We start from the raw sequence: 19,165 nt of genomic DNA on the forward strand, positions 1-19,165 counted from the left end.
TCCCTAGGCCTCCCGCGTAACCTCGAAGAACCAGCGAGTCGTGTCCGGCGCCACCTCGGCATTGCCAAAGTCGGCACTCACTCGTTGTACCGTGAGACCGGCTTGCGTCAAGGCTTGACGGTAATCCACGAGGTCATAAGTCCGCTCGTGATGGAGTTCCGTCACCTTACGATAATCGCCGGTTTCTTCGTTTTGCGTAAAGAAGGTCAAGTCATGTTCAGCAGCATGAGGTTCATCCTCGATGCCATAACTGGTCCAAATGAAGGCTCGTTCGTCATCCACGTAATTGTACATGTACCCCGGATAGACGTCATCCGTTTGGTGCGGCGTAATCACGTCAAAGAGGAACTTCCCCCCGACTGCAAGGTGTTGTTGCACTTGATGGAAAGCTTGCGTAACCGCGCCCAGATCGGGCAAGTAACAGAACGAGTCCGCGAAACACGTCACGGTCTGATAGGTGCCAATCATCGACAGATCGAGCATATCCCCAGCCATCAAGGGCATCGTCACTTCGGCTTCGGCAGCGTGCTTCGCAGCCAGTGTCAACATCTCTTCTGAGAGATCCAGCCCACTGACCTGATAGCCCTTCTGTGCCAATAGCACGCCCAAACGGCCACTCCCACAGGCGAGATCTAACAGGTCCCCGTCTTTGGGATCGACACGTTGGGCGACAAAATCCAGCCATTGATCGTACATGGCTGGATCAAACAATTCGTCGTAAAGCTCGGCAAAGGTTTGATAAATCATACCTCAGCCTCTACCCATTGGCTCAAGTCCACTTCAGGTGCATCAGACCAGAGCTTCTCTAAGTTATAGTGACCACGTTGGTCTCGCTGGAAGACGTGCACGATGACGTCACCCAAATCAATCAAGATCCAACTGGCTTCATTCTTCCCTTCAACGTCCTTGATTGGCACGTTGTTTTCATTCATGTGATCCACGATCTCATCGGCAATCGCTTGGACTTGTCGACTTGAGGTTGCTTCCATAATTAGGAAGTAGTCGGCCATGAGGCTAACCTTAGACATATCTAACGCGGTCATATCCTCCGCGCGCTTATTATCCGCAGCCTTAACTGCGATTTCTAGTACTGACTTGCTATCCATGCAAGCACTCCTCTCATAACTTGTTTTCGTTTATTTTAATTCTTCTGCATACCGGGGAACCCAGGCATTGTAAGTGTCCAGCGAGGCCGGGTAAACGGCCAAACTGTGAGCGACTAAATATTGTAGTGTGTGTTGGGCCTGAAAGGCCACCCCCGCACCCAAGTTTTCTGCGGTGAGTTTCCGAGCCGCATTAACACCGGGGAAGTCACGAGCTGGCTCGATGTAATCGGCCATGTACACAATCTGTTCCAGTGGCGTCATGTAGACCGCACCGGTCGTGTGGTGACGTACGGCGTTCAAGACATCTTCATCATAGATGTGAAGCTCACGTTTGATGAGTTCCGCCCCCACGACACCATGCCAAATGGCATTCCCATATTGACGAAGTTCTGCTGGTAAATGGTAAGCCGTGATCGCCGCCAAGAAGTCCTCGTCGGGCCGCTGCTTGGCGTAATCGTGGATCAGGCCAGCAATACTGGCTTTTTCTATATCAACGCCATTGGCTTGAGCCAACGAGATGGCTGTCTGTTCAACCCGCAGAACGTGCTGGAATCGTTTAGGACGCAACGCCTGCTTCAGCTCCGCAATCAGAGCCGCCCGAGTCCCAGAAAAAATATGCTGCTGATAATTTAACTCAGTCACGATATAACAGATGCTCCTTTATATAGAGGTCCACCATCGTGGGTACCAGGTAGCGCACGGATTGTCCCCGCCGAACCTGATCGCGAACCATGGTCGAACTAATCCCAATCTGGGGCACATCCACCCAAAGTACCGGATACGGCGACTCGTGAGTGAAACCCTGCCGACAGACGCCGACAAACTGTACTAATTTTAAAAGATCATTGATTCGATACCACTTCGGTAGGTAGGCAACCATGTCGCCCCCGATAATGAAGTAATATTGATTCTCCGGGTGAGCCCGGGTTAATTGCAACATCGTGTCATACGAATAGCTCTTGCCGCCCCGCTCAACTTCGGTCAACTCAAGGGCAAACCGTGGATTGTCCTTGATAGCTGCCTTAACCATGGCAACTCGGTCGGCCGCTGGAATCGCAATCTTGCGATCCACGTGAGGTGGTTCAGCATCAGGCATAAACAAAACCTTGTCGAGCCCTAACTGGGTTGCGACTTGATCGGCGATGACGAGATGACCCAGATGTGGCGGATTGAAGGTCCCACCAAGAATACCGATACGGCGTTTCTTAGCGGTCGCTGCCATTTGCGTCGCGACCTGCGTACTCGTTTGCTCTGCAATTTTAACCACGACTGCCAGGCCTCCTACATATCTTCAACGATTGATGAAATTCTTTGGTTTTCTTCATCCGTTGCTGGCCGGTACAGAACCAGGACGCGGCCAATGGTTTGGACAACTTGAATGTTTGTGTTGTCTTCGATAAAGGCCTTGGTTTCGTCAACCGTCACGTCAGCACTCTGTTGGAGATTAATCTTGATTAATTCCCGGTTTTCTAAAGCCCCGGTTAATTGATCTAACCAAGCTTCAGTTAACCCATTCTTCCCAACTGAGAAGAGTGGTCGCATGTTGTGGGCGTGGGCCCGTAAATAGCGTTTCTGTTTCCCTCGTAACAAATTGTCATCCTCCATTTAATTAAATCATTGCGCGACGTACTAGGACGCCGACTCCTGCTGGTGCCCAACCGGTCACATTGACGCCGGCGGGAACGGTAATCCAACCCAGTCCTTCAAAGACCAGATCGCTTTTTTCAGTGATTTTAAAGTCATGCGCAACCAAAGCTGGGAAGTCGTCGACATTTTCCGCATGTGGTGGCGTCAACAATTGCCCTACCTGACGGGCATAAAAGTCATCGGCATTCTCCAGCTTGGTGCGGTGAATGTAGAGATTATTTTCAAAGTAAGCCGTGAACCCAGCCTTTGGTCCCTTGGTGTAATCAAACCGAGCAACCCCACCGAAGAACAAGGTTTGTTGGTCGTTCAGTTGATATTCCTTAGGCTTAACTGGCTTCTGTGGCGTCACAATCTTGAGGTCCTTACCATCCAAGAAGTGAGCCATCTGTTGGTTTTGAATGATCCCCGGGGTGTCCACTAAGACATGGTCATCATCCAAAGGAATTTCAATCTTATCCAACGTGGTTCCAGGGAAGCGAGACGTTGTGATTAAGTCCTTCACCCCGGTGTTTTGCCGGATGATCTGGTTAATCAGCGTGGACTTCCCAACGTTGGTGACCCCAACGACGTACACGTCACGATCGCCACGGTATTTGTTGATGAGTTGAAGTAACTCGTCAACGGATTGGTTGGTCTTGGCACTCAACAAGGCAACGTCCATTGGACGAATTCCCTGTTCGTTGGCCCGCTGCCGGATCCAATCCTTCAACTTGCTACGCTTCAATGAGCGGGGCATCAGATCTTCCTTGTTCCCCACCAGTAAGACGGGGTTATCCCCGACGAAACGGTGCAGACCTGGAATCACACTCCCGTTAAAATCAAAGATATCGACAACGTAGACGATCAGTGCGTTGGCATCCTGAATCTGAGTCAGTAAGTGTAAAAAGTCATCGTCCGTCAGACCAACCGGTACGATTTCGTTATAGTGTCGTAACCGGAAGCATCGTTGACAATAGACCTCTTCCTTTTCAAGTCCCTTATCAAGCGCCGACTGTGGCGTATAGCCAGGTGCCGTCTTGTCCATCGTCTGAATAATCGCCCCACAACCAATACAGTGAAGTGGTTCGCCATCAATTAAAACGGGTTCAGTGTGTTTTTCGTTCATCAAGATCCTCCTGCCAGGTTAATTCTGGATAATTGTGGTGTAAACGCCACAAAATAACTTTTTCTAAGAGTCGATTTCCCTTGGTTATCCAAGCGTCCGACTTCAAAATCGGTTTTACTAAGACACTTCTAACGCCACTGCGATGCGCAGCCCAGACGTCAGTTAAGATTTGGTCCCCAACCATGACCGCTTCATTGCGGTTGAGGTGCCAGCGACGTAAAGCCCGTCGAATTCCCCAAGTGAGTGGCTTTAAGGCGCGGTGCACATAGGGTAAATCAAATGGGGCTACCGCCCGATCAACTCGAGCGCGACTGTTATTTGAGACCACAATCACCTGAATCCCGGCCATCTCAAGCATCGTCAACCAATGACGTAACTCGGGGGTCCCATCGGGATTGTTCCAAGCAATGAGCGTATTATCTAGGTCGGTTAACACCGCTTTGACCCCATTAGCCCGTAGTTGAGCCGGTGTCAAATCGTATATGTTCGTAACCATCCACGTTGGCTTGAATCTGGATACCATGCGGGTGACTGCCCCCCTTCGTCCAATTGCCGTTACCGGCTGTCTAGCATTTAATTATACGCAATTCCGGCCAATTTTACCACTCGTAACCGACGGGATCCACGGCTAATTTCAAGCGGTAAAACACGGACCGCGTCTCGCTGGAATAGAAGGCGCTTTCTCCCCTCAAGCCCAGCTCTTTACTAATAAAAAAGACCCCGCTTAACAGCGAAGTCTCTTTCCATCGACTGAATTAAGCAGCCAATGCTTCTTTAGCTTGGTCAGCCAAAGCCTTGAATGCAGCCGCATCATTAACGGCTAAATCGGCTAACATCTTACGGTTAACATCAATGTTAGCTAACTTCAAACCATGCATCAACTTGCTGTAGCTCAAACCATTGATCCGAGCAGCTGCGTTGATCCGAGTGATCCAAAGCTTACGGAAGTCACGCTTCGTGGCCTTACGATCACGGTAAGCGTATTGGTAACCCTTCCGAACTTGGTCCTTAGCAACCTTGAATAAACGGTGCTTTGAGCCCCGGTAACCCTTAGCTAACTTTAAAACTTTTCTACGACGTGCGCGTGTAACAGTACCGCCTTTAACTCGTGGCATAATCTTTTCCTCCTAAATCAATTCAAACATTATGTCGACATTTCGTCGACCCGAAAATCTAACGACTAGCTTACTTTTGTAATAATTGGTGGTAAGTCTTTAAAGTCGTTTCATCCATCATCCGGGTTCCACGAAGGTTCCGGCGTTGTTTCTTGGTCTTACCATGGAAACGGTGTTGCGTGTAGGCGTTACCACTCTTAAGGCCGCCATTAGCAGTTACTTTGAACCGCTTTGCTGCAGCACGGTTAGTCTTCATCTTTGGCATAATACGAAATTTCCTCCTTAAATTGGTAGCCGAAGCTACCCCATCAATTCTTACTTTTGTTCAGCGATGGGTGACAGCATGAGGAACATGCTCCGTCCATCCATCTTTGGTCGTTGTTCAACCGTAGCAACTTCAGAAGTCTCAGCTGCCATCCGGTTGAGCACCTGGCGACCAATGTCTTTATGGGTAATTGCCCGACCCTTAAACCGAATTGATACACGAACCTTTTCACCCTTAGCTAAGAACTTTTTAGCGTTCTTTAACTTGGTGTTGAAGTCATTCGTATCAATGGTAGGACTCAGACGAACTTCCTTAACACTGACCACTTTTTGCTTCTTACGTGCTTCGCGTTGCTTCTTTTGCAACTCGAACCGGTACTTCCCGTAGTCCATAATGCGGGCTACCGGTGGCTTAGCTTTCGGTGCAACCAAAACTACATCGAGGTTCGCTTCTTCAGCGATCTGTAAGGCTTCACTCTTGGTCTTAATGCCCAATTGGTCGCCGTTATCAGCGATCAGCCGTACTTCACGTGCTCGAATCCCCTCGTTGACAATCGTGTCGCTTGCTATGGTAATCCACCTCCAAAATAATCTCGAGAACTTGCAGAAATCAACCCCACAAAAAAATGCGGGAACTTTTGATGAAAATCAAACAGCTCCCGCATGAAATTCCATTGTAAAATGGAAATAACGTGCATATCCGGCCCAGTAACTTGCGTCGCTAGGCGAGAAGCGGAAGCCTCTGCTTAATTTCTCAACTTAACCATCATACCAGCTAGCCGATTCGATGTCAACGGATTTTCGCTAAAGTTCGCTAACACCGGGGGCCAGACACAAAACGTGGCCGTTTAATCGACCACGTTTCTTCTATTCTCTGGTTGTGCGCCAGAACTAAATTTGAATTTAGTTTTCTTCGCGACTGTATGAAGCAATGTCGCTCAGGATTTCCTTGACGAAGGCGTCACTGCTCATGGAATTACTGTCGTCTTCCCCGTACTTCCGGACAGAGACAGTGCCATTAGCCATTTCGTCTTCACCAACGACCAACGTGTATGGAATCTTGTGCGTTTGGGCGTCCCGGATCAGGTAACCCATCTTTTCACCACGCTTGTCGACGTTGACCCGCACATCAGCAGCCTTTAATTCAGCAGCTAACTTGTCGGCGTAAGCACCATGCTTTTCTTCGGAAACAGGAATGATGGTAACTTGCTTAGGGGCTAACCAAGTTGGGAAGGCACCCTTGTAGATTTCAGTCAGGTAAGCGGTGAACCGTTCCATGGTTGAAACCAAGCCACGGTGAATCATCACTGGACGATGTTCTTCACCATCGGCACCGACGTAGTGTAAGTCGAAGCGTTCTGGCAACATGAAGTCCAATTGGATAGTTGAGAGCGTTTCTTCGTTCCCAAGGGCCGTCTTGGTTTGGACGTCCAACTTAGGACCGTAGAAGGCTGCTTCCCCTTCGGCTTCAACGTAAGGTAAGCCAAGGTCATCCATGGCACCCTTCAACATCTTTTGCGCATTGTTCCACATTTCATCGTCATCAAAGTACTTTTCCGTGTTCTTAGGATCACGGTAGCTCAGACGGAACGTGTAGTCCTTGATATCAAAGTCTTTGTAAACCTTGACCATCAAGTCCAGGATGCTCTTGAATTCGTCTTGGATTTGTTCTGGGGCAACGAACGTGTGACCATCGTTCAAGGTCATTTCACGAACCCGTTGCAAACCACTCAGGGCACCAGACTTTTCGTAACGGTGCATCATCCCTAATTCAGCGATCCGCAATGGCAATTCACGGTAAGAACGGATGTGGTGGTTGTAAATTTGAATATGGCTAGGGCAGTTCATTGGCCGTAATTCAAGTTGTTCGCCATCGCCCATGTCCATTGGTGGGAACATGTCTTCACGGTAGTGGGCCCAGTGACCGGATTGCTTGTACAGATCCAAGTTGGCCAGAACTGGCGTGTAAACATGTTGGTAACCGTTGGCAACTTCCTTGTCGATGATGTAACGTTCGATCGTACGACGGATAGTCGCCCCGTTTGGCATCCAGTATGGTAAACCGGCACCGACCTTAGGATCAACGAAGAACAAGTCCAATTGGTTCCCGATGACACGGTGGTCACGTTCGCGGGCTTCTTGGCGCCGAGCTAAGTCGGCATCTAGGTCAGCTTGCTTGTAGAAGGCCGTCCCGTAAATCCGTTGGAGCATTGGGTTTGAGGACTTGCCTTGCCAGTAAGCACCAGCAACGGAAAGCAGCTTGAACTTCTTCACGTCACCCGTGTTAGCTAATTGAGCGCCGTCACTTAAGATTTGGTGGTCACCAATCTTTAAGAAGTTAACTTGGTCACCGTCAACTGCGTTGATCAGGTCAGTCGTGTAAGGGTCATCCTTGGCTTGGGCCAAAGCATCGGCCTTGCTGAGGACAATACGTTCGATAGCGGCCTTGTCGGCAACTAACTTTTCAACAATCACGGCAATGGCATCCAATTCATCAACACTGACTTGTTGGTCGTCCTTGTCGGTATCTACGAAGAACCCGTCTTCGTCGGCACTAACTTCACCCAAACGAATGGCTGGGAATTCCTTCTTCAAGGCAATCCGAACCAAGGCAGCCGTCGTGTTCCGCAGAACAGTCAAGCCATCTTCGTCACCCTTCGTCACGATTTCGATACTGCCATCGTGTGCGATTGGGGTTAAGTTATCAATCAATTCGCCGTCTAACTTAGCGGCAACGGCCTTTTTCCCTAAGCTAATGGAAATCGACTTTGCAACGTCTTCTGGCGTCGTGCCGGCTGGGAATTCTTTAACGTTACCATCTGGAAATTTCAATGAAATATCTGCCATAGTTTACAATCTCCCTTATTGATTTTGGGGCTGACTACGAAAAAAACCCCAGTGCCAAAGAAGGCACTGGGGACGTCATTAACGTGGTTCCACCCGATATTTTTCACGAGACTGGTCCCGTGAACTCTAATCGTCGCTAACGGAACGGACCGGTCGAAAATTTCCTTTCGACAGCTAGGAAAGCGGTAATGCTGGCGGGCGCTAAGTCGGCTTCCAATCTAGGCCGGCTCTTCCTGTGAACGACTCCGCCACCACCGTGTCTTTCGTCATAGCTCTTGTGGTTTCAAAGACTATTAAACACTTGCGGCCAAATATTGTCAAGGGATGGTGGTGAAAAAAGCCAAGATTAATTTAGTGATAACCGCCGCCTCCGGGGCGGTGGCAATGGGCTGGAACGCTGAGGGCGGACGGCTAAAGCCTCAGAGCGGTCTTTAGCCTTGTCCTTGAGCCGCTAAGAATCGCGTCTCAAGGACACCAATTCTCTAACCGGCCTGGCCCTGCCGGTAAGAGAATTCCCACAGCTGAGCCCATTGCCACCACCCCTCCGGCTCACATTTTCGTTTTTTTCAAAACGAGCCAAAACAACCACTAAAAATTTCTTACAATCTGCACTTTTTTAAAAGTCCACATGCTCTAAAACAAAAACTAGCCACTCACGACAGATAAACCCACGTGAATAGCTAGTTTGCAATTTATAGTCAATTTTACTGTGGTCGGCGGTTAACCCCAACCATCGTGATCTCCCGGGCTAAGAAACGAATCCGTTGCATCAGCCGTTGGGCCTTCAATGGTTCGTCATCCCCGCGCGTTGAGATCCGTAAATGTTCCTTCTCCAATTGCGCCATGGAGAAGTTGGAACTGAAGAAGGTGGGTAATTCTTCTTGCATCCGGTATTCCAGAATAACCCCCAGAATATCATCACGTACCCACGCCGACATAGCATCGGCCCCGATATCATCAATCATCAGGACTGGCGCCTTCTTCAATGACTCCAGCTTGTCCGCCACTCCATTTTGAGCGATGGCGTTCTTCATTTCAACGGCAAAGCTTGGGAAGTGGACTAACGTCGTGGCAAAGCCATCCGTTGCCAATTGATGGGCAACGGCCGCTAACAAATAGGTCTTCCCAACGCCGAAACTACCGGCCAGATAGAGGGCCTGGTGACGACGTTTAGGATTGGCTTCATAGGCATCGATGAAGTCCAGGGCGGCCATTAAGGCCTCGGCCCGATCATCGTCCTGATCAAAGTTGGCCAATGTGGCTTCCCGAATGCTCTTCGGCATCGCGATGGACTTCACCCGCTGACGAAGCTGTTGCTGGGCCTGACGTTCCTGCGTCTGCGCCGTTGGCACGTAGGCCACGTCGATCAAATGGTTAGAGACGATCAGTTGGGGTTCATAACCTGCCGCAAACGTTTCGCCACCCTTGGCAACCTTCGCGCGCTCCGTCACAAATTCATAGAGTTTAGCCGCCGAACGCGTCAACACATCCTCGGCCAACTCTCCCTCGTGGCCTTGTAGAAATTTTTTAACCTCGGGATCATTGGTTGCTTTCGCCATTAATTGACGGTAATTGTCATTCAGATGACGTTGATTCATCAGCTTTTGCATCGTCTTACTTAGGTCTTCCATGCGTTAGTCCTCCTTCCCCTCTTTGGATCGCTGCTCTAATCGCGCAATCCGGGCTTTTAATTGTTCCTGCTGCTTAGCTGACAGCTTGGCCTGACTCGACGTCTGGACCTGTTCACTTGGTTTCTTGGCCCACTCTGGCAAAGTCTCCTTGACCGTCGGCTGCTTCCGCGAGCGACGTGGCTTAGCGGCTGCTGCCTGGCGTTCACGGATCTTTTGAATCGCCAGCTGGGGCGTGTTGATCTTGGCCTTACTCCAGTCGTTAGCAATCGTATCCAAGAGATTCTTATTCAGCGTTGGCCGATCCTCATCCACGAGCACATGGAAGATCATCAGGTTCAACACAGATTCTGGAAACAGTTGACGACTCACGAGGTCGCGAACCACGCGTTGTTCACCGTCCGTGACAAAGCCACCATTTTTCTGCTTGATGGCTCGTAAGAAAAGTGCCGGGGCCGTCGTGCTGGCGACCTTGATGAGCGCCGCTTCTTGGCTAGAAGCTCCTGCCGACTGACTAACCGTTGGGGTCGCCGCTGACGTCGTGGTGGTCACCGTTTGCGGTGCTGACTGCCGGCCAAATTGATCGGCAATCAGTCGTTTGAATTGTTGGGGGTTAAATTGATTTGAAGCCAGATCAGTTGCCTCTCCAATGAAGCGGGCCAGAGTGGGTTCATCCAAGCCGTACATTGTAATTTCAGTAATCAGCAATGACCGATAACGACCCAAGTCTTGGGTATCAACGTACGATCGATTGAGAATCTCTCCGAGCAGTTTAAAATCAAAATCTGTGGGTTCTGTTGCCGCCGCCTCGGCTGACTCACTGGCCGGCGCTAAAGCCTGCCGAGCACTCGATACCGCGTCCGGGACATTCATAATCTGCTGGCTATTGACGTGAAAGACATCCAAAAAATTTTTGCTAATGTTTTCTTCACCCGGATCAGCGTCAATAGCAGCTGTATTGGCTGCTACCAAAGACTGATACAGCGAATCTCCTAGCATCCCCAATAACTGGACACTCAGGAGGTCATCATTAAAGAATGCCGCCGGGCTCAAGGGTGCATGCAGCTCGTAAATAAAGCTCTGTAACCCCTGTTCCGTTTTAACACGTGTGGTTAGCAGGCCCGTGGCCTCCAGCCGGAGTCGCGCGTCATAAAGATGCGAGAGGTCCATCCCCAGCTCTGCCAATAAGGTGGCATGCCGCTGATAGGTCCCCCGCTTAGGGAGCCAAAAAAGGGCCGAGAAGAGCCCCGTGGCACTCGGTCCGATGATCGGTTGATACAGTTGCGTTAGCGATTGCCAACTTTGATCGGCAACCCGATCGACCACGCGGACCAAAAAAGTGGTCTTGGGTTGTAACTGATGCCAAGAGTCTTCCATTCCCAATTTTGCCTCGCTTTATTGCTTCGACCGCTTCTGGGCCTTCTGCTTGTCTTTATCCATCATGTCTTTCAATTCATTGAAGAACACGCCGGTATCCTTGAATTGCCGATAAACACTGGCAAAACGGATGTAGGCAATCTCATCCACGTCGACCAAGCGATTCATGACATACTCCCCAATCAATTGACTAGAGATTTCATTGACGCCGAGTGCGCGAATTTTATTTTCGACTTCGTCCACGACCTTGGTCATGACGTCCATCCCCACCGGCCGCTTCTCAGCTGACCGGATAATCCCTTTTAAGATTTTTTCTCTGTTAAATTCTTCGCGGGTCCCGTTTTTCTTAATGACTAATAACGGGGTCACTTCAACGCGTTCAAACGTCGTGAAGCGGAAGCCACAGCTCTCGCACTCACGTCGCCGGCGAATGACGCGGCCGTCGTCGGTTGGCCGACTATCCACAACCCGCGACCCATTATGATGACAGTGCGGACACTGCATACGTGGTCACCTCATTTTATTTGATTACTTCGTCCAAATTTATTCGTGTCAAGCCATTTTACCACTTGTTGCCGCGTTTGAGCAATCGTTCCCCTGTTATCAATCACCACGTCGGCCGCTGCCACCTTGCGTGCGATTGGCCATTGTTGAGCTATCCGTGCCAGCGCACCCTCGGCGGTCAACCCATCTCGCTTCTGAAGCCGTTGTTGTTGCGTCGTAGCGTCAGTAGCCACGACCAAGACGTGATCAACCAGGTCAATCAGGTAACCCACCTCAAAAAAGGTCGGGGCATCGATAACCACTACCGGATCATGACGGGCCTTGGCACTCGCCAATTGGCGGGTGATTTCCGTTTGAATCAGTGGCTGGGTAATCGCTTCTAAGCGGCTGAGTTGCGTGGCGTCGTGAAACACCAGGTTACCCAGCTTTCTTCGATTCAGTGACCCATCAGGCTGACAATAGCTTTCGCCGAACGTGGCCACGATCTTGGTCAATCCTGTCGTTCCTGGTGCAACCACCTGGCGGGCAATCAGATCGGCATCGATCACGGTCAACCCGGCTTGGTGTAGCCAGTGACTGACCGTTGACTTACCGGTCGCAATCCCTCCCGTAAGTCCCCAAATTTCAGTCATAATCCAGCACCTCTAGTGCACCAGCTGGCACTGGTTGACAGTGCGGACAATAGTGTGTCCCACGTTGGGCGACCTTAATCTTTACGATCTCAGTGCCGCAACGTTCGCAAGGTTCCCCTTCGTGTCCGTAGACGTGCAACTTATTCTGGAAGTTTCCGGTCTCGCCAAAGGCATTGGAGAACGTGTGCACCGTGGTACCGTGTCCCTGAATGGCCTGGCTAATCTCATCAATAATGCTTCGCCGCAAGATCTTGAGCTGGTCAACGGTCAATTCATCTGCCGGTGTCAGGGGATTAATCTTTGACAGCCAAAGAACCTCGTCGACATAGATATTCCCTAGTCCCGCAATGCGTGACTGGTCCAACAAAAAGGGTTTAACCACCTTACGTGACTTCCCGAATATCATCTGCATGTAACTCAGGGTCAGGCTCTCTTCGGTTGGCTCTGGCCCCAGCTTCCCCAGTGACGGCAAGGCTTGATCCTCCGTCCCGGTTGGCACCAGCCGCATCCGCCCGAACTTCCGGGTATCGTTATACAGCAGTTCGCGCTGATCCGTCAGATGAAAGACCACGTGAGTATGTTTAACCAATGGACTCCCCTCTGGTTGAACATCATACTTGCCTTCCATTCTCAGGTGAGACACCATCGTCAACCCACCACTAAACCGAAACAACAGGTACTTTCCCCGTCGATCAATCCGTTCAATCTTGCGGCCGATCAGGTCCGCCGTAAATTCTTCGGCATCCGGTCGCACCATTTTGGCGTAGAACACGTCAACGTGGTCGATAGTGGCGCCTTCTACCAAACGGGTCAGGCCCCGTCGAACCGTTTCAACTTCTGGTAATTCAGGCATCGTCTCACTCCTTTACGCTATTTTGCATCGTACCAGGTTGGCCCATAGTGGCTCTCAACCTTCAGTGGAATCTCCAGCTTAATGGCCGAATCCATCACACTTGGCACTAGTTTGGACAACGTTTCGATCTCCTCAGCCGGGGCTTCGAAGATCAATTCATCATGCACTTGAAGCAACATGGTCGCTTGAAGATCCTTGATGGCGTCTTCCATCTGAATCATGGCAATCTTAATGATATCGGCGGCACTCCCCTGGATCGGCGTGTTCATGGCTGTCCGTTCGGCAAATGACCGCTGATTGAAATTACGCGAGTTGATATCTGGCAGGTAACGCCGCCGATGAGCAATCGTTTCAACGTAACCCATCTCGTGCGCCTGCTGCACCATGCGGTCCATGTAATCCTTAACACCAGGATACTCCTGGAAGTAGGTATCGATAAACGCCTTGGCCTGCTTACGGGAAATCCCGATATTTTGTGACAACCCAAAGTCACTGATGCCGTAAACAATTCCAAAGTTAACGGCCTTGGCCTGGCGCCGAATATTAGGCGTGACTTCCTCGTCCGGTCCCATCTTAAAGATCCGCCGGGCAGTTGCCGCGTGAATATCTTCGCCTTCCCTGAAGGCTTCTTGCATGTTGGCATCGTGGCTCATGTGGGCGAGCACCCGCAATTCAATTTGCGAATAGTCAGACGAGAAGATTTGCCAACCATCGTGCCGGGGGATAAAGGCCTTCCGAATGGCCCGTCCCTCTTCGGTTCTCACTGGAATATTTTGTAAGTTTGGATCAACTGAAGACAACCGACCAGTCTGAGTCAGTGTCTGCAGGTAACGCGTATGCACCTTCTGATCCTTTGGGTGAATCACCTTCAAGAGACCTTCGACATAGGTCGATTGGATCTTGGCAATCTTACGATAACGCAAGATGTTCTCAGCAATCGGCGCATCTGAAGCTAATTTCTCCAACACACCCACTGCCGTCGAATAGCCAGTCTTGGTCTTCTTGATGACCGGTAAGCCCATCTTTTCAAAGAGAATGTGCCCGAGTTGCTTAGGTGAACCGATATTGAATTCCTCACCGGCTTCGTTATAAATGGTCTGTTCAATTTCGGCCAGCTGTTCGGTAAACTTACTACCCATGGCTTCCAACTCACTGGCGTCCACCGTAATTCCGGCAACTTCCATGCGAGCCAACACGAAGCTCATTGGCAATTCGATGTCGCGATACAACTGATCTTGATCGTTTTCCTTTAATTCGGTTAATAATTTTGGCCGCAAGTCGGCGATTGCCTGAGCCTTCCGTGCTAAATGACTGAACAGCACTTGGTCGTCGGTTGGAATGGCCCGCTTGGCACCCTTGCCATAGACGTCTTCATCCAAAGCCACTTGCTCGTCGCCATGTTCATGCGCCACTTGGCCCAGATCATTACTGTTGTCGTAGGTATTTAACAGGTAAGAACATAACAGGAGGTCACCGTCGACCCCCGCTAAGGTCACGCCTAAGCGATTCAAACCCACGTACGTCCGCTTAGCGTCAAAGACCTGTTTAGCCACGTCAGCGGACTCTAAGAGGCCTTTAAGTGGAGCCTGTGCCAATAGGCTGACATCTCGGCTGACCCACCAGTGTTGATCGGTGCCGATGACGAAGCCCACGAAGTCTGCCAGGTGATAGTTATCCCCGTCCATTTCCAGATAGAAATCACACCCAGCCGAAAAGTCTGGCAACTGATCACAGTTGTCGGCCGTTAACGTGGTAAAGGTAATGGGCTTGAGTTCAGCGGTATCCGTCAAAGGTTCACCGCCATCCCCCATCTGGGCCAAGAACTTCTTAAAGTTCATCCGCCGATAGAAGTCGACCAGCTCATCATGGTTGTCGCCTTCATAAACCAGATCGGCGACCTGTTTAGTCACAGGGGCATCGCGCTTGATTGTCGCTAAGGTCTTTGACAGCAAGGCTTGTTCATGGTCAGCAATCAAGTGTTCCTTGAGTTTCTTGGCGGTAATCTCGTCGATATGGTCGTAGACACCCTCAACGCTGCCGTACTTGCTGATCAGATCAACGGCTCGCTTAGGTCCCACACCAGTGACTCCAGGATAATTATCGGAGTTATCCCCCTGAAGCCCCTTGATATCAATAATCTGAGCTGGGGTAACACCCATGGTTTCCTGGACGTAAGCCGGCGTGTAATGTTCAACATCGCTGACCCCTTTCTTAGAAATCGCCACCGTTGTATGGTCGTCGGCAAGCTGCGTCAAATCCCGGTCTCCGGTCACAATGGTCGTGGTGAAGCCTTGTTCCCCAGCCTGCTTGGCAAGGGTTCCGATAATGTCGTCGGCCTCAAAATTTGGCAATTCGTAAGTTTGGATTCCCCGGTGTTCTAAGAGTTCCTTTACGTAAGGGAACTGCTCGGAGAGTTCGGGTGCGGTCTTGGGCCGGCCACCCTTGTAGTCGTCATACATTTTGGTGCGAAACGTGGTCTTCCCGGCGTCAAAAGCAACCAGGGCGTGCGTAGGCTTCACCGTCTTCAGCATCGTCTCTAACATCGTGTTAAAGCCGTAAATTGCGGTCGTGTGGAGCCCCTCACTGTTGGTAAATGTGCCTAACGCCGTGTACAACGCGTAAAACGCCTTAAACGCAACGCTGTTACCATCGATTAATAAAAGTCGTTTCTCCACCATAATGCGCTCCTTTCGAGCAACCGGCTCCGGTCGTTCGAGTATTCTGTTTACATTCTACCAAAAAAGAATGAGAATTCGAAATAATAAAAAACGAAGTTCCAGGAGAGTCCTGAAACTTCGTTCGAAGTGGGTCCTGCTTAGTCGCGACTGCCACCAAACATCCCAAAGATTTGTAAGAATTGTAAGAACAAGTTCACAAAGTCGAGGTACAGTTGTAAGGCCCCGTTAACGGCTAATCCGTTCACAGAAACCTGGTCGCCGTACTGCAGGTACATTCTCTTCATCCGTTGCGTATCCCAAGCGGTCAATGCCGCAAAGACGATCACAGCGACGAACGAGAAGATAAAGGCGATGAGTTGACTTCTCAGGAACAAGTTCACAATCATCGCGACAATTAACCCAATGAGTGCGGCCGAGGCCTGCGTCCCAACTTTGGTCAAGTCACGCTTGGTCATGGCCCCCATAGCGGCCATCGAAAGGAAGACAGCGGCACTGGAAACAAACGCAGCGGCCATGGTTTCACCCGAGTAGATCATGCTATACATCGAGATCACAGCACCAGTCACCATGGCGTAAACCATGAGGCCAACGAAGGCCACGGTTGGTCGTTTCATGGATTGGCCACTAATCACGAATGGCAGGATAATCCAGACGATCAACGGAATAAAGAGGCTCCCGCCGCGCATGTTGGTAATGGAGACGCTGTACATGTTCATGGCAAATGCAGTTGCCGCTGAAACCAGTACGGCGAGACCCATCCAACCGAACATCTTGGTCATAAAACCATTCAGACCGACCTCGGTGTTAATCGTCTGACGGGGCTGCTGTTCATAATTGTTCATTCAAACGCTCCTTCTTTCAAGTCAATTCCCGGCTTAGCTATCACCATGATAGCTAAGTGTTCCGGTTGATTAAGGACCATTTTATCAAATCTATAATGAATTACAAGTATTCTGTTGCCAAGCCAATCCTCACATACAGTCCTTAAGCCTGACCAGCGCCACCTTCATTATCGGCCTCACCACGGGCCCAAACTCGGTTGGCATAGACCGCGTTAAAGAGTAAGGCGACCTGTAGCGCCACTTGGGATAGGTTGGCCCCCAGGCTACCCACGGTCGATGACCCCATCAGGAGTTGCCCTGTCAGGATACTCCAGTAGATCACGTTGGCCACATTGACCACGATCCATAACGACCAGTTCTCCTTAAATTTCAAAATATAAAGGACCTGTGCGATCAAGCTCACCACGAAGTTAATGGAATCAAAGTAAGGTAACTGCCCATTTAAAGCGGCCAAGACTACCCAGCCAATACCCCAGGCCACAAAGGCCCCTAGAAAGATCCAGCGGCGCACCTGTGGACTAAAGCCACGGGTCGCCTCATCGTGACCCCACATTACCCAGCCAATAGGTTGGGAGATGACGTAAATGATATCCATGGCAAAAGACCCATAGGCATGACTGATCCAGGCGACATAAGTCATCGCCAAGCACTGAATCAGCCCAAAGATAAATGAAATCTTGCGCCCCTTCATCCCATAAACCAGACAAAGTACCCCACCCACGCCGGAGATCATGCCGATAACACTATCAGGCACGACCAGATAAACGGCCAGTTGGAGTAACAAGAGCACACTCACGTACCCCACTTCAAATTTTTTCCAATTCGTAAAGAGCTGGTCATACCACCAGCCATGTTTCGCTGTTGTCATAAATATTAACCCCTTTATAAGGTGCCCCCGCACCGATTTGTCATCCAGTAATACCATAGCTGCCGGTCAATTACTAGCCACCGATGGCTCTGTCGAACCCGAGCAAGGATGGCCGACCCGCGGTAACTCGGGACGGCCACCCCATAAGGGAATTTATAGGGAAATTATCATCAGGGGTTGTTTTCGGAATATGAGACTAAAATACCCGCCAACCAAAACGGTTAGCGGGTCCTCTTGATATAAATTTAGTTATTCTTCAAAGATAAATGACTTAATAACTCTTCATAAGCACGTTCGTACTTCTGAACGTCACCGGCACCCATGAAGACCACCACAGCGTCGTGGAAATCCAATAATGGGGACATGTTGTCCACCGTCAGGATCTCGCCACCCTTGGCAATCTTAGCCGCCAGATCCTTGCTGGAGACGGAACCGTTGCTTTCACGAGCAGAACTGAAGATGTTGGTCAGAAAGACCTTGTCAGCCAAGTTGAGGCTCTTGGCAAAGTCGTCCATCAACGCAATCACCCGGCTGAAGGTGTGGGGTTGGAAGACCGCGATAATTTCCTTATCAGGATACTTCTGACGAGCCGCATCCAGTGTGGCCTTGATTTCAGATGGATGGTGGGCATAATCATCGATAATGGTCATGTCGGCTACCTTGCGTTCGGCGAACCGACGCTTAACCCCCTTGAAGTCGGCCAGTTCACGTTTGATTTCGGCCATATCGACCTTTTCAAAGTAAGCCACGGCAATAACGGCCAGACTGTTCAGCACGTTGTGTTCCCCGTACAGGTGAATTTCAAAGTTTCCTAAGTTTTCATCACCATGAACCACATCAAAGGTTGAACCGGTCGTTGACCGCTTAACGTTGACGGCTCTGAAGTCGTCGCGTTCGCTGGTCCCGTAGTAGTATACCGGGACGTTGGTCTTCAACTTCCGTAATTCTGGATCGTCACCCCAAGCAAAGATCCCCTTCTTAACCTGGTTAGCCCAGGTCTCAAAGGCACTGTAAACATCGTCGATACCCGTGTAATAGTCGGGGTGATCGAAATCGATGTTGGTCATGATGGCATAGTCTGGCTTGGTAGCCAGGAAGTGACGCCGGTATTCATCGGCTTCGTAAACGAAGAACCGCGCGTTGGGCGTTCCCTTCCCGGAACCATCCCCAATAAGGTAAGACGTTGGGGCGATACCACTCAACACGTGAGACAAGAGTCCCGTCGTACTGGTCTTCCCATGCGCACCGGCAACCCCAATACTGGTGTAACCTTCGATGAGGTGACCAAGGAATTCATGGTACCGGTAAACTGGCAGACCCATTTCACGGGCTTTTTTAATTTCTGGATGATCATCGGTGAACGAATTGCCGGCAATAACCGTCAATCCCTCGTGGATGTTTGCTTCGTCAAAAGGCAGAACCTTAATGCCTGCCTTCTCCAAGCCACGTTGCGTGAACGTGTACTGCGTGATGTCTGATCCCTGCACGTTAAAACCCTTATCATGTAAAATCAAGGCGAGGGCACTCATCCCTGATCCTTTAATACCTACAAAGTAATACACCGTTGCGTTATCCATTAATGATCCTCTTTTCTACTCTCTGCGGTGGGCCACCGGACTATTCCCTGCCGTTCGAGTGACTCTAATTCCATTCTAGCATATCCCCCCACCCCATAAAAGAACCGTGCGGTCAATGGTTA

Annotated in this window: 20 protein-coding genes; all 20 read right to left on the reverse strand. The window is 50.3% G+C overall.

What is annotated here, in order from left to right; translation table 11 throughout:
* Positions 1-3: 3 nt before the first annotated feature.
* The 20 genes from IV54_RS03295 to murC all read right to left on the reverse strand — a co-directional run bounded on the left by IV54_RS03295 (position 4) and on the right by murC (position 19,043).
* A complete protein-coding gene (locus IV54_RS03295) occupies positions 4-747 on the reverse strand; it encodes a class I SAM-dependent DNA methyltransferase (RefSeq protein ID WP_057877969.1) in 744 nt (247 codons plus the stop codon).
* Positions 744-1,106: a ribosome silencing factor gene (gene rsfS / locus IV54_RS03300; protein WP_057877970.1), complete on the reverse strand. Its 363-nt coding sequence runs from the start codon at positions 1,104-1,106 to the stop codon at positions 744-746. Before rsfS ends, IV54_RS03295 begins: the two co-directional genes overlap by 4 nt.
* A 30-nt stretch (positions 1,107-1,136) precedes the next feature.
* Complete coding sequence (yqeK, locus tag IV54_RS03305) at positions 1,137-1,748, reverse strand: bis(5'-nucleosyl)-tetraphosphatase (symmetrical) YqeK (RefSeq protein ID WP_057877971.1); 612 nt, start codon at positions 1,746-1,748, stop codon at positions 1,137-1,139.
* Positions 1,741-2,373, reverse strand: coding sequence for a nicotinate-nucleotide adenylyltransferase (locus IV54_RS03310; protein WP_057877972.1), 633 nt, complete (start codon positions 2,371-2,373; stop codon positions 1,741-1,743). The genes yqeK and IV54_RS03310 overlap by 8 nt, the downstream gene beginning before the upstream one ends.
* A 14-nt stretch (positions 2,374-2,387) precedes the next feature.
* Positions 2,388-2,711, reverse strand: a complete 324-nt coding sequence (gene yhbY, locus IV54_RS03315; protein WP_057877973.1) for a ribosome assembly RNA-binding protein YhbY — start codon at positions 2,709-2,711, stop codon at positions 2,388-2,390.
* A 4-nt stretch (positions 2,712-2,715) separates the two neighbouring features.
* Positions 2,716-3,858: a ribosome biogenesis GTPase YqeH gene (yqeH, locus tag IV54_RS03320; protein WP_057877974.1), complete on the reverse strand. Its 1,143-nt coding sequence runs from the start codon at positions 3,856-3,858 to the stop codon at positions 2,716-2,718.
* Positions 3,839-4,381: a YqeG family HAD IIIA-type phosphatase gene (locus IV54_RS03325; RefSeq protein ID WP_057877975.1), complete on the reverse strand. Its 543-nt coding sequence runs from the start codon at positions 4,379-4,381 to the stop codon at positions 3,839-3,841. Before IV54_RS03325 ends, yqeH begins: the two co-directional genes overlap by 20 nt.
* Positions 4,382-4,613: 232 nt before the next feature.
* Positions 4,614-4,973 carry a 50S ribosomal protein L20 gene (rplT, locus tag IV54_RS03330; protein ID WP_057877976.1) on the reverse strand — a complete coding sequence of 120 codons (360 nt, stop codon included), beginning with the start codon at positions 4,971-4,973 and terminating at the stop codon, positions 4,614-4,616.
* A 70-nt stretch (positions 4,974-5,043) separates the two neighbouring features.
* Positions 5,044-5,238 (reverse strand): 50S ribosomal protein L35, encoded by a 195-nt coding sequence (rpmI, locus tag IV54_RS03335; RefSeq protein ID WP_057877977.1) that lies wholly within the window; start codon positions 5,236-5,238, stop codon positions 5,044-5,046.
* 50 nt (positions 5,239-5,288) lie between these two features.
* Positions 5,289-5,792, reverse strand: a complete 504-nt coding sequence (gene infC / locus IV54_RS03340; protein WP_057877978.1) for a translation initiation factor IF-3 — start codon at positions 5,790-5,792, stop codon at positions 5,289-5,291.
* A gap of 348 nt (positions 5,793-6,140) precedes the next feature.
* A complete protein-coding gene (gene thrS / locus IV54_RS03345) occupies positions 6,141-8,084 on the reverse strand; it encodes a threonine--tRNA ligase (RefSeq protein WP_057877979.1) in 1,944 nt (647 codons plus the stop codon).
* Positions 8,085-8,788: 704 nt separating this feature from the next.
* The gene (gene dnaI / locus IV54_RS03350; RefSeq protein ID WP_057877980.1) at positions 8,789-9,715 is read right to left on the reverse strand and encodes a primosomal protein DnaI; all 927 of its coding nucleotides are present in this window, start codon (positions 9,713-9,715) and stop codon (positions 8,789-8,791) included.
* A 3-nt stretch (positions 9,716-9,718) separates the two neighbouring features.
* Positions 9,719-11,089: a replication initiation and membrane attachment family protein gene (locus IV54_RS03355; protein ID WP_057877981.1), complete on the reverse strand. Its 1,371-nt coding sequence runs from the start codon at positions 11,087-11,089 to the stop codon at positions 9,719-9,721.
* 18 nt (positions 11,090-11,107) lie between these two features.
* Positions 11,108-11,593 (reverse strand): transcriptional regulator NrdR, encoded by a 486-nt coding sequence (gene nrdR, locus IV54_RS03360; RefSeq protein WP_057877982.1) that lies wholly within the window; start codon positions 11,591-11,593, stop codon positions 11,108-11,110.
* An 11-nt stretch (positions 11,594-11,604) separates the two neighbouring features.
* Entirely contained in the window at positions 11,605-12,225 is a 621-nt protein-coding gene (gene coaE / locus IV54_RS03365) for a dephospho-CoA kinase (RefSeq protein WP_057877983.1), read from the reverse strand.
* Entirely contained in the window at positions 12,218-13,078 is an 861-nt protein-coding gene (gene mutM / locus IV54_RS03370; protein ID WP_057877984.1) for a bifunctional DNA-formamidopyrimidine glycosylase/DNA-(apurinic or apyrimidinic site) lyase, read from the reverse strand. Before mutM ends, coaE begins: the two co-directional genes overlap by 8 nt.
* Before the next feature lie 17 nt (positions 13,079-13,095).
* Positions 13,096-15,753 carry a DNA polymerase I gene (polA, locus tag IV54_RS03375; RefSeq protein WP_057878013.1) on the reverse strand — a complete coding sequence of 886 codons (2,658 nt, stop codon included), beginning with the start codon at positions 15,751-15,753 and terminating at the stop codon, positions 13,096-13,098.
* Between the two features lie 140 nt (positions 15,754-15,893).
* The gene (locus IV54_RS03380) at positions 15,894-16,598 is read right to left on the reverse strand and encodes a Bax inhibitor-1/YccA family protein (protein WP_057877985.1); all 705 of its coding nucleotides are present in this window, start codon (positions 16,596-16,598) and stop codon (positions 15,894-15,896) included.
* Positions 16,599-16,740: 142 nt separating this feature from the next.
* Positions 16,741-17,466, reverse strand: a complete 726-nt coding sequence (gene pnuC, locus IV54_RS03385; protein WP_057877986.1) for a nicotinamide riboside transporter PnuC — start codon at positions 17,464-17,466, stop codon at positions 16,741-16,743.
* Between the two features lie 245 nt (positions 17,467-17,711).
* A complete protein-coding gene (murC, locus tag IV54_RS03390) occupies positions 17,712-19,043 on the reverse strand; it encodes a UDP-N-acetylmuramate--L-alanine ligase (protein WP_057877987.1) in 1,332 nt (443 codons plus the stop codon).
* Positions 19,044-19,165 lie beyond the last annotated feature (122 nt).

Source organism: Levilactobacillus paucivorans, assembly GCF_001437125.1.
Taxonomy (GTDB): domain Bacteria; phylum Bacillota; class Bacilli; order Lactobacillales; family Lactobacillaceae; genus Levilactobacillus; species Levilactobacillus paucivorans.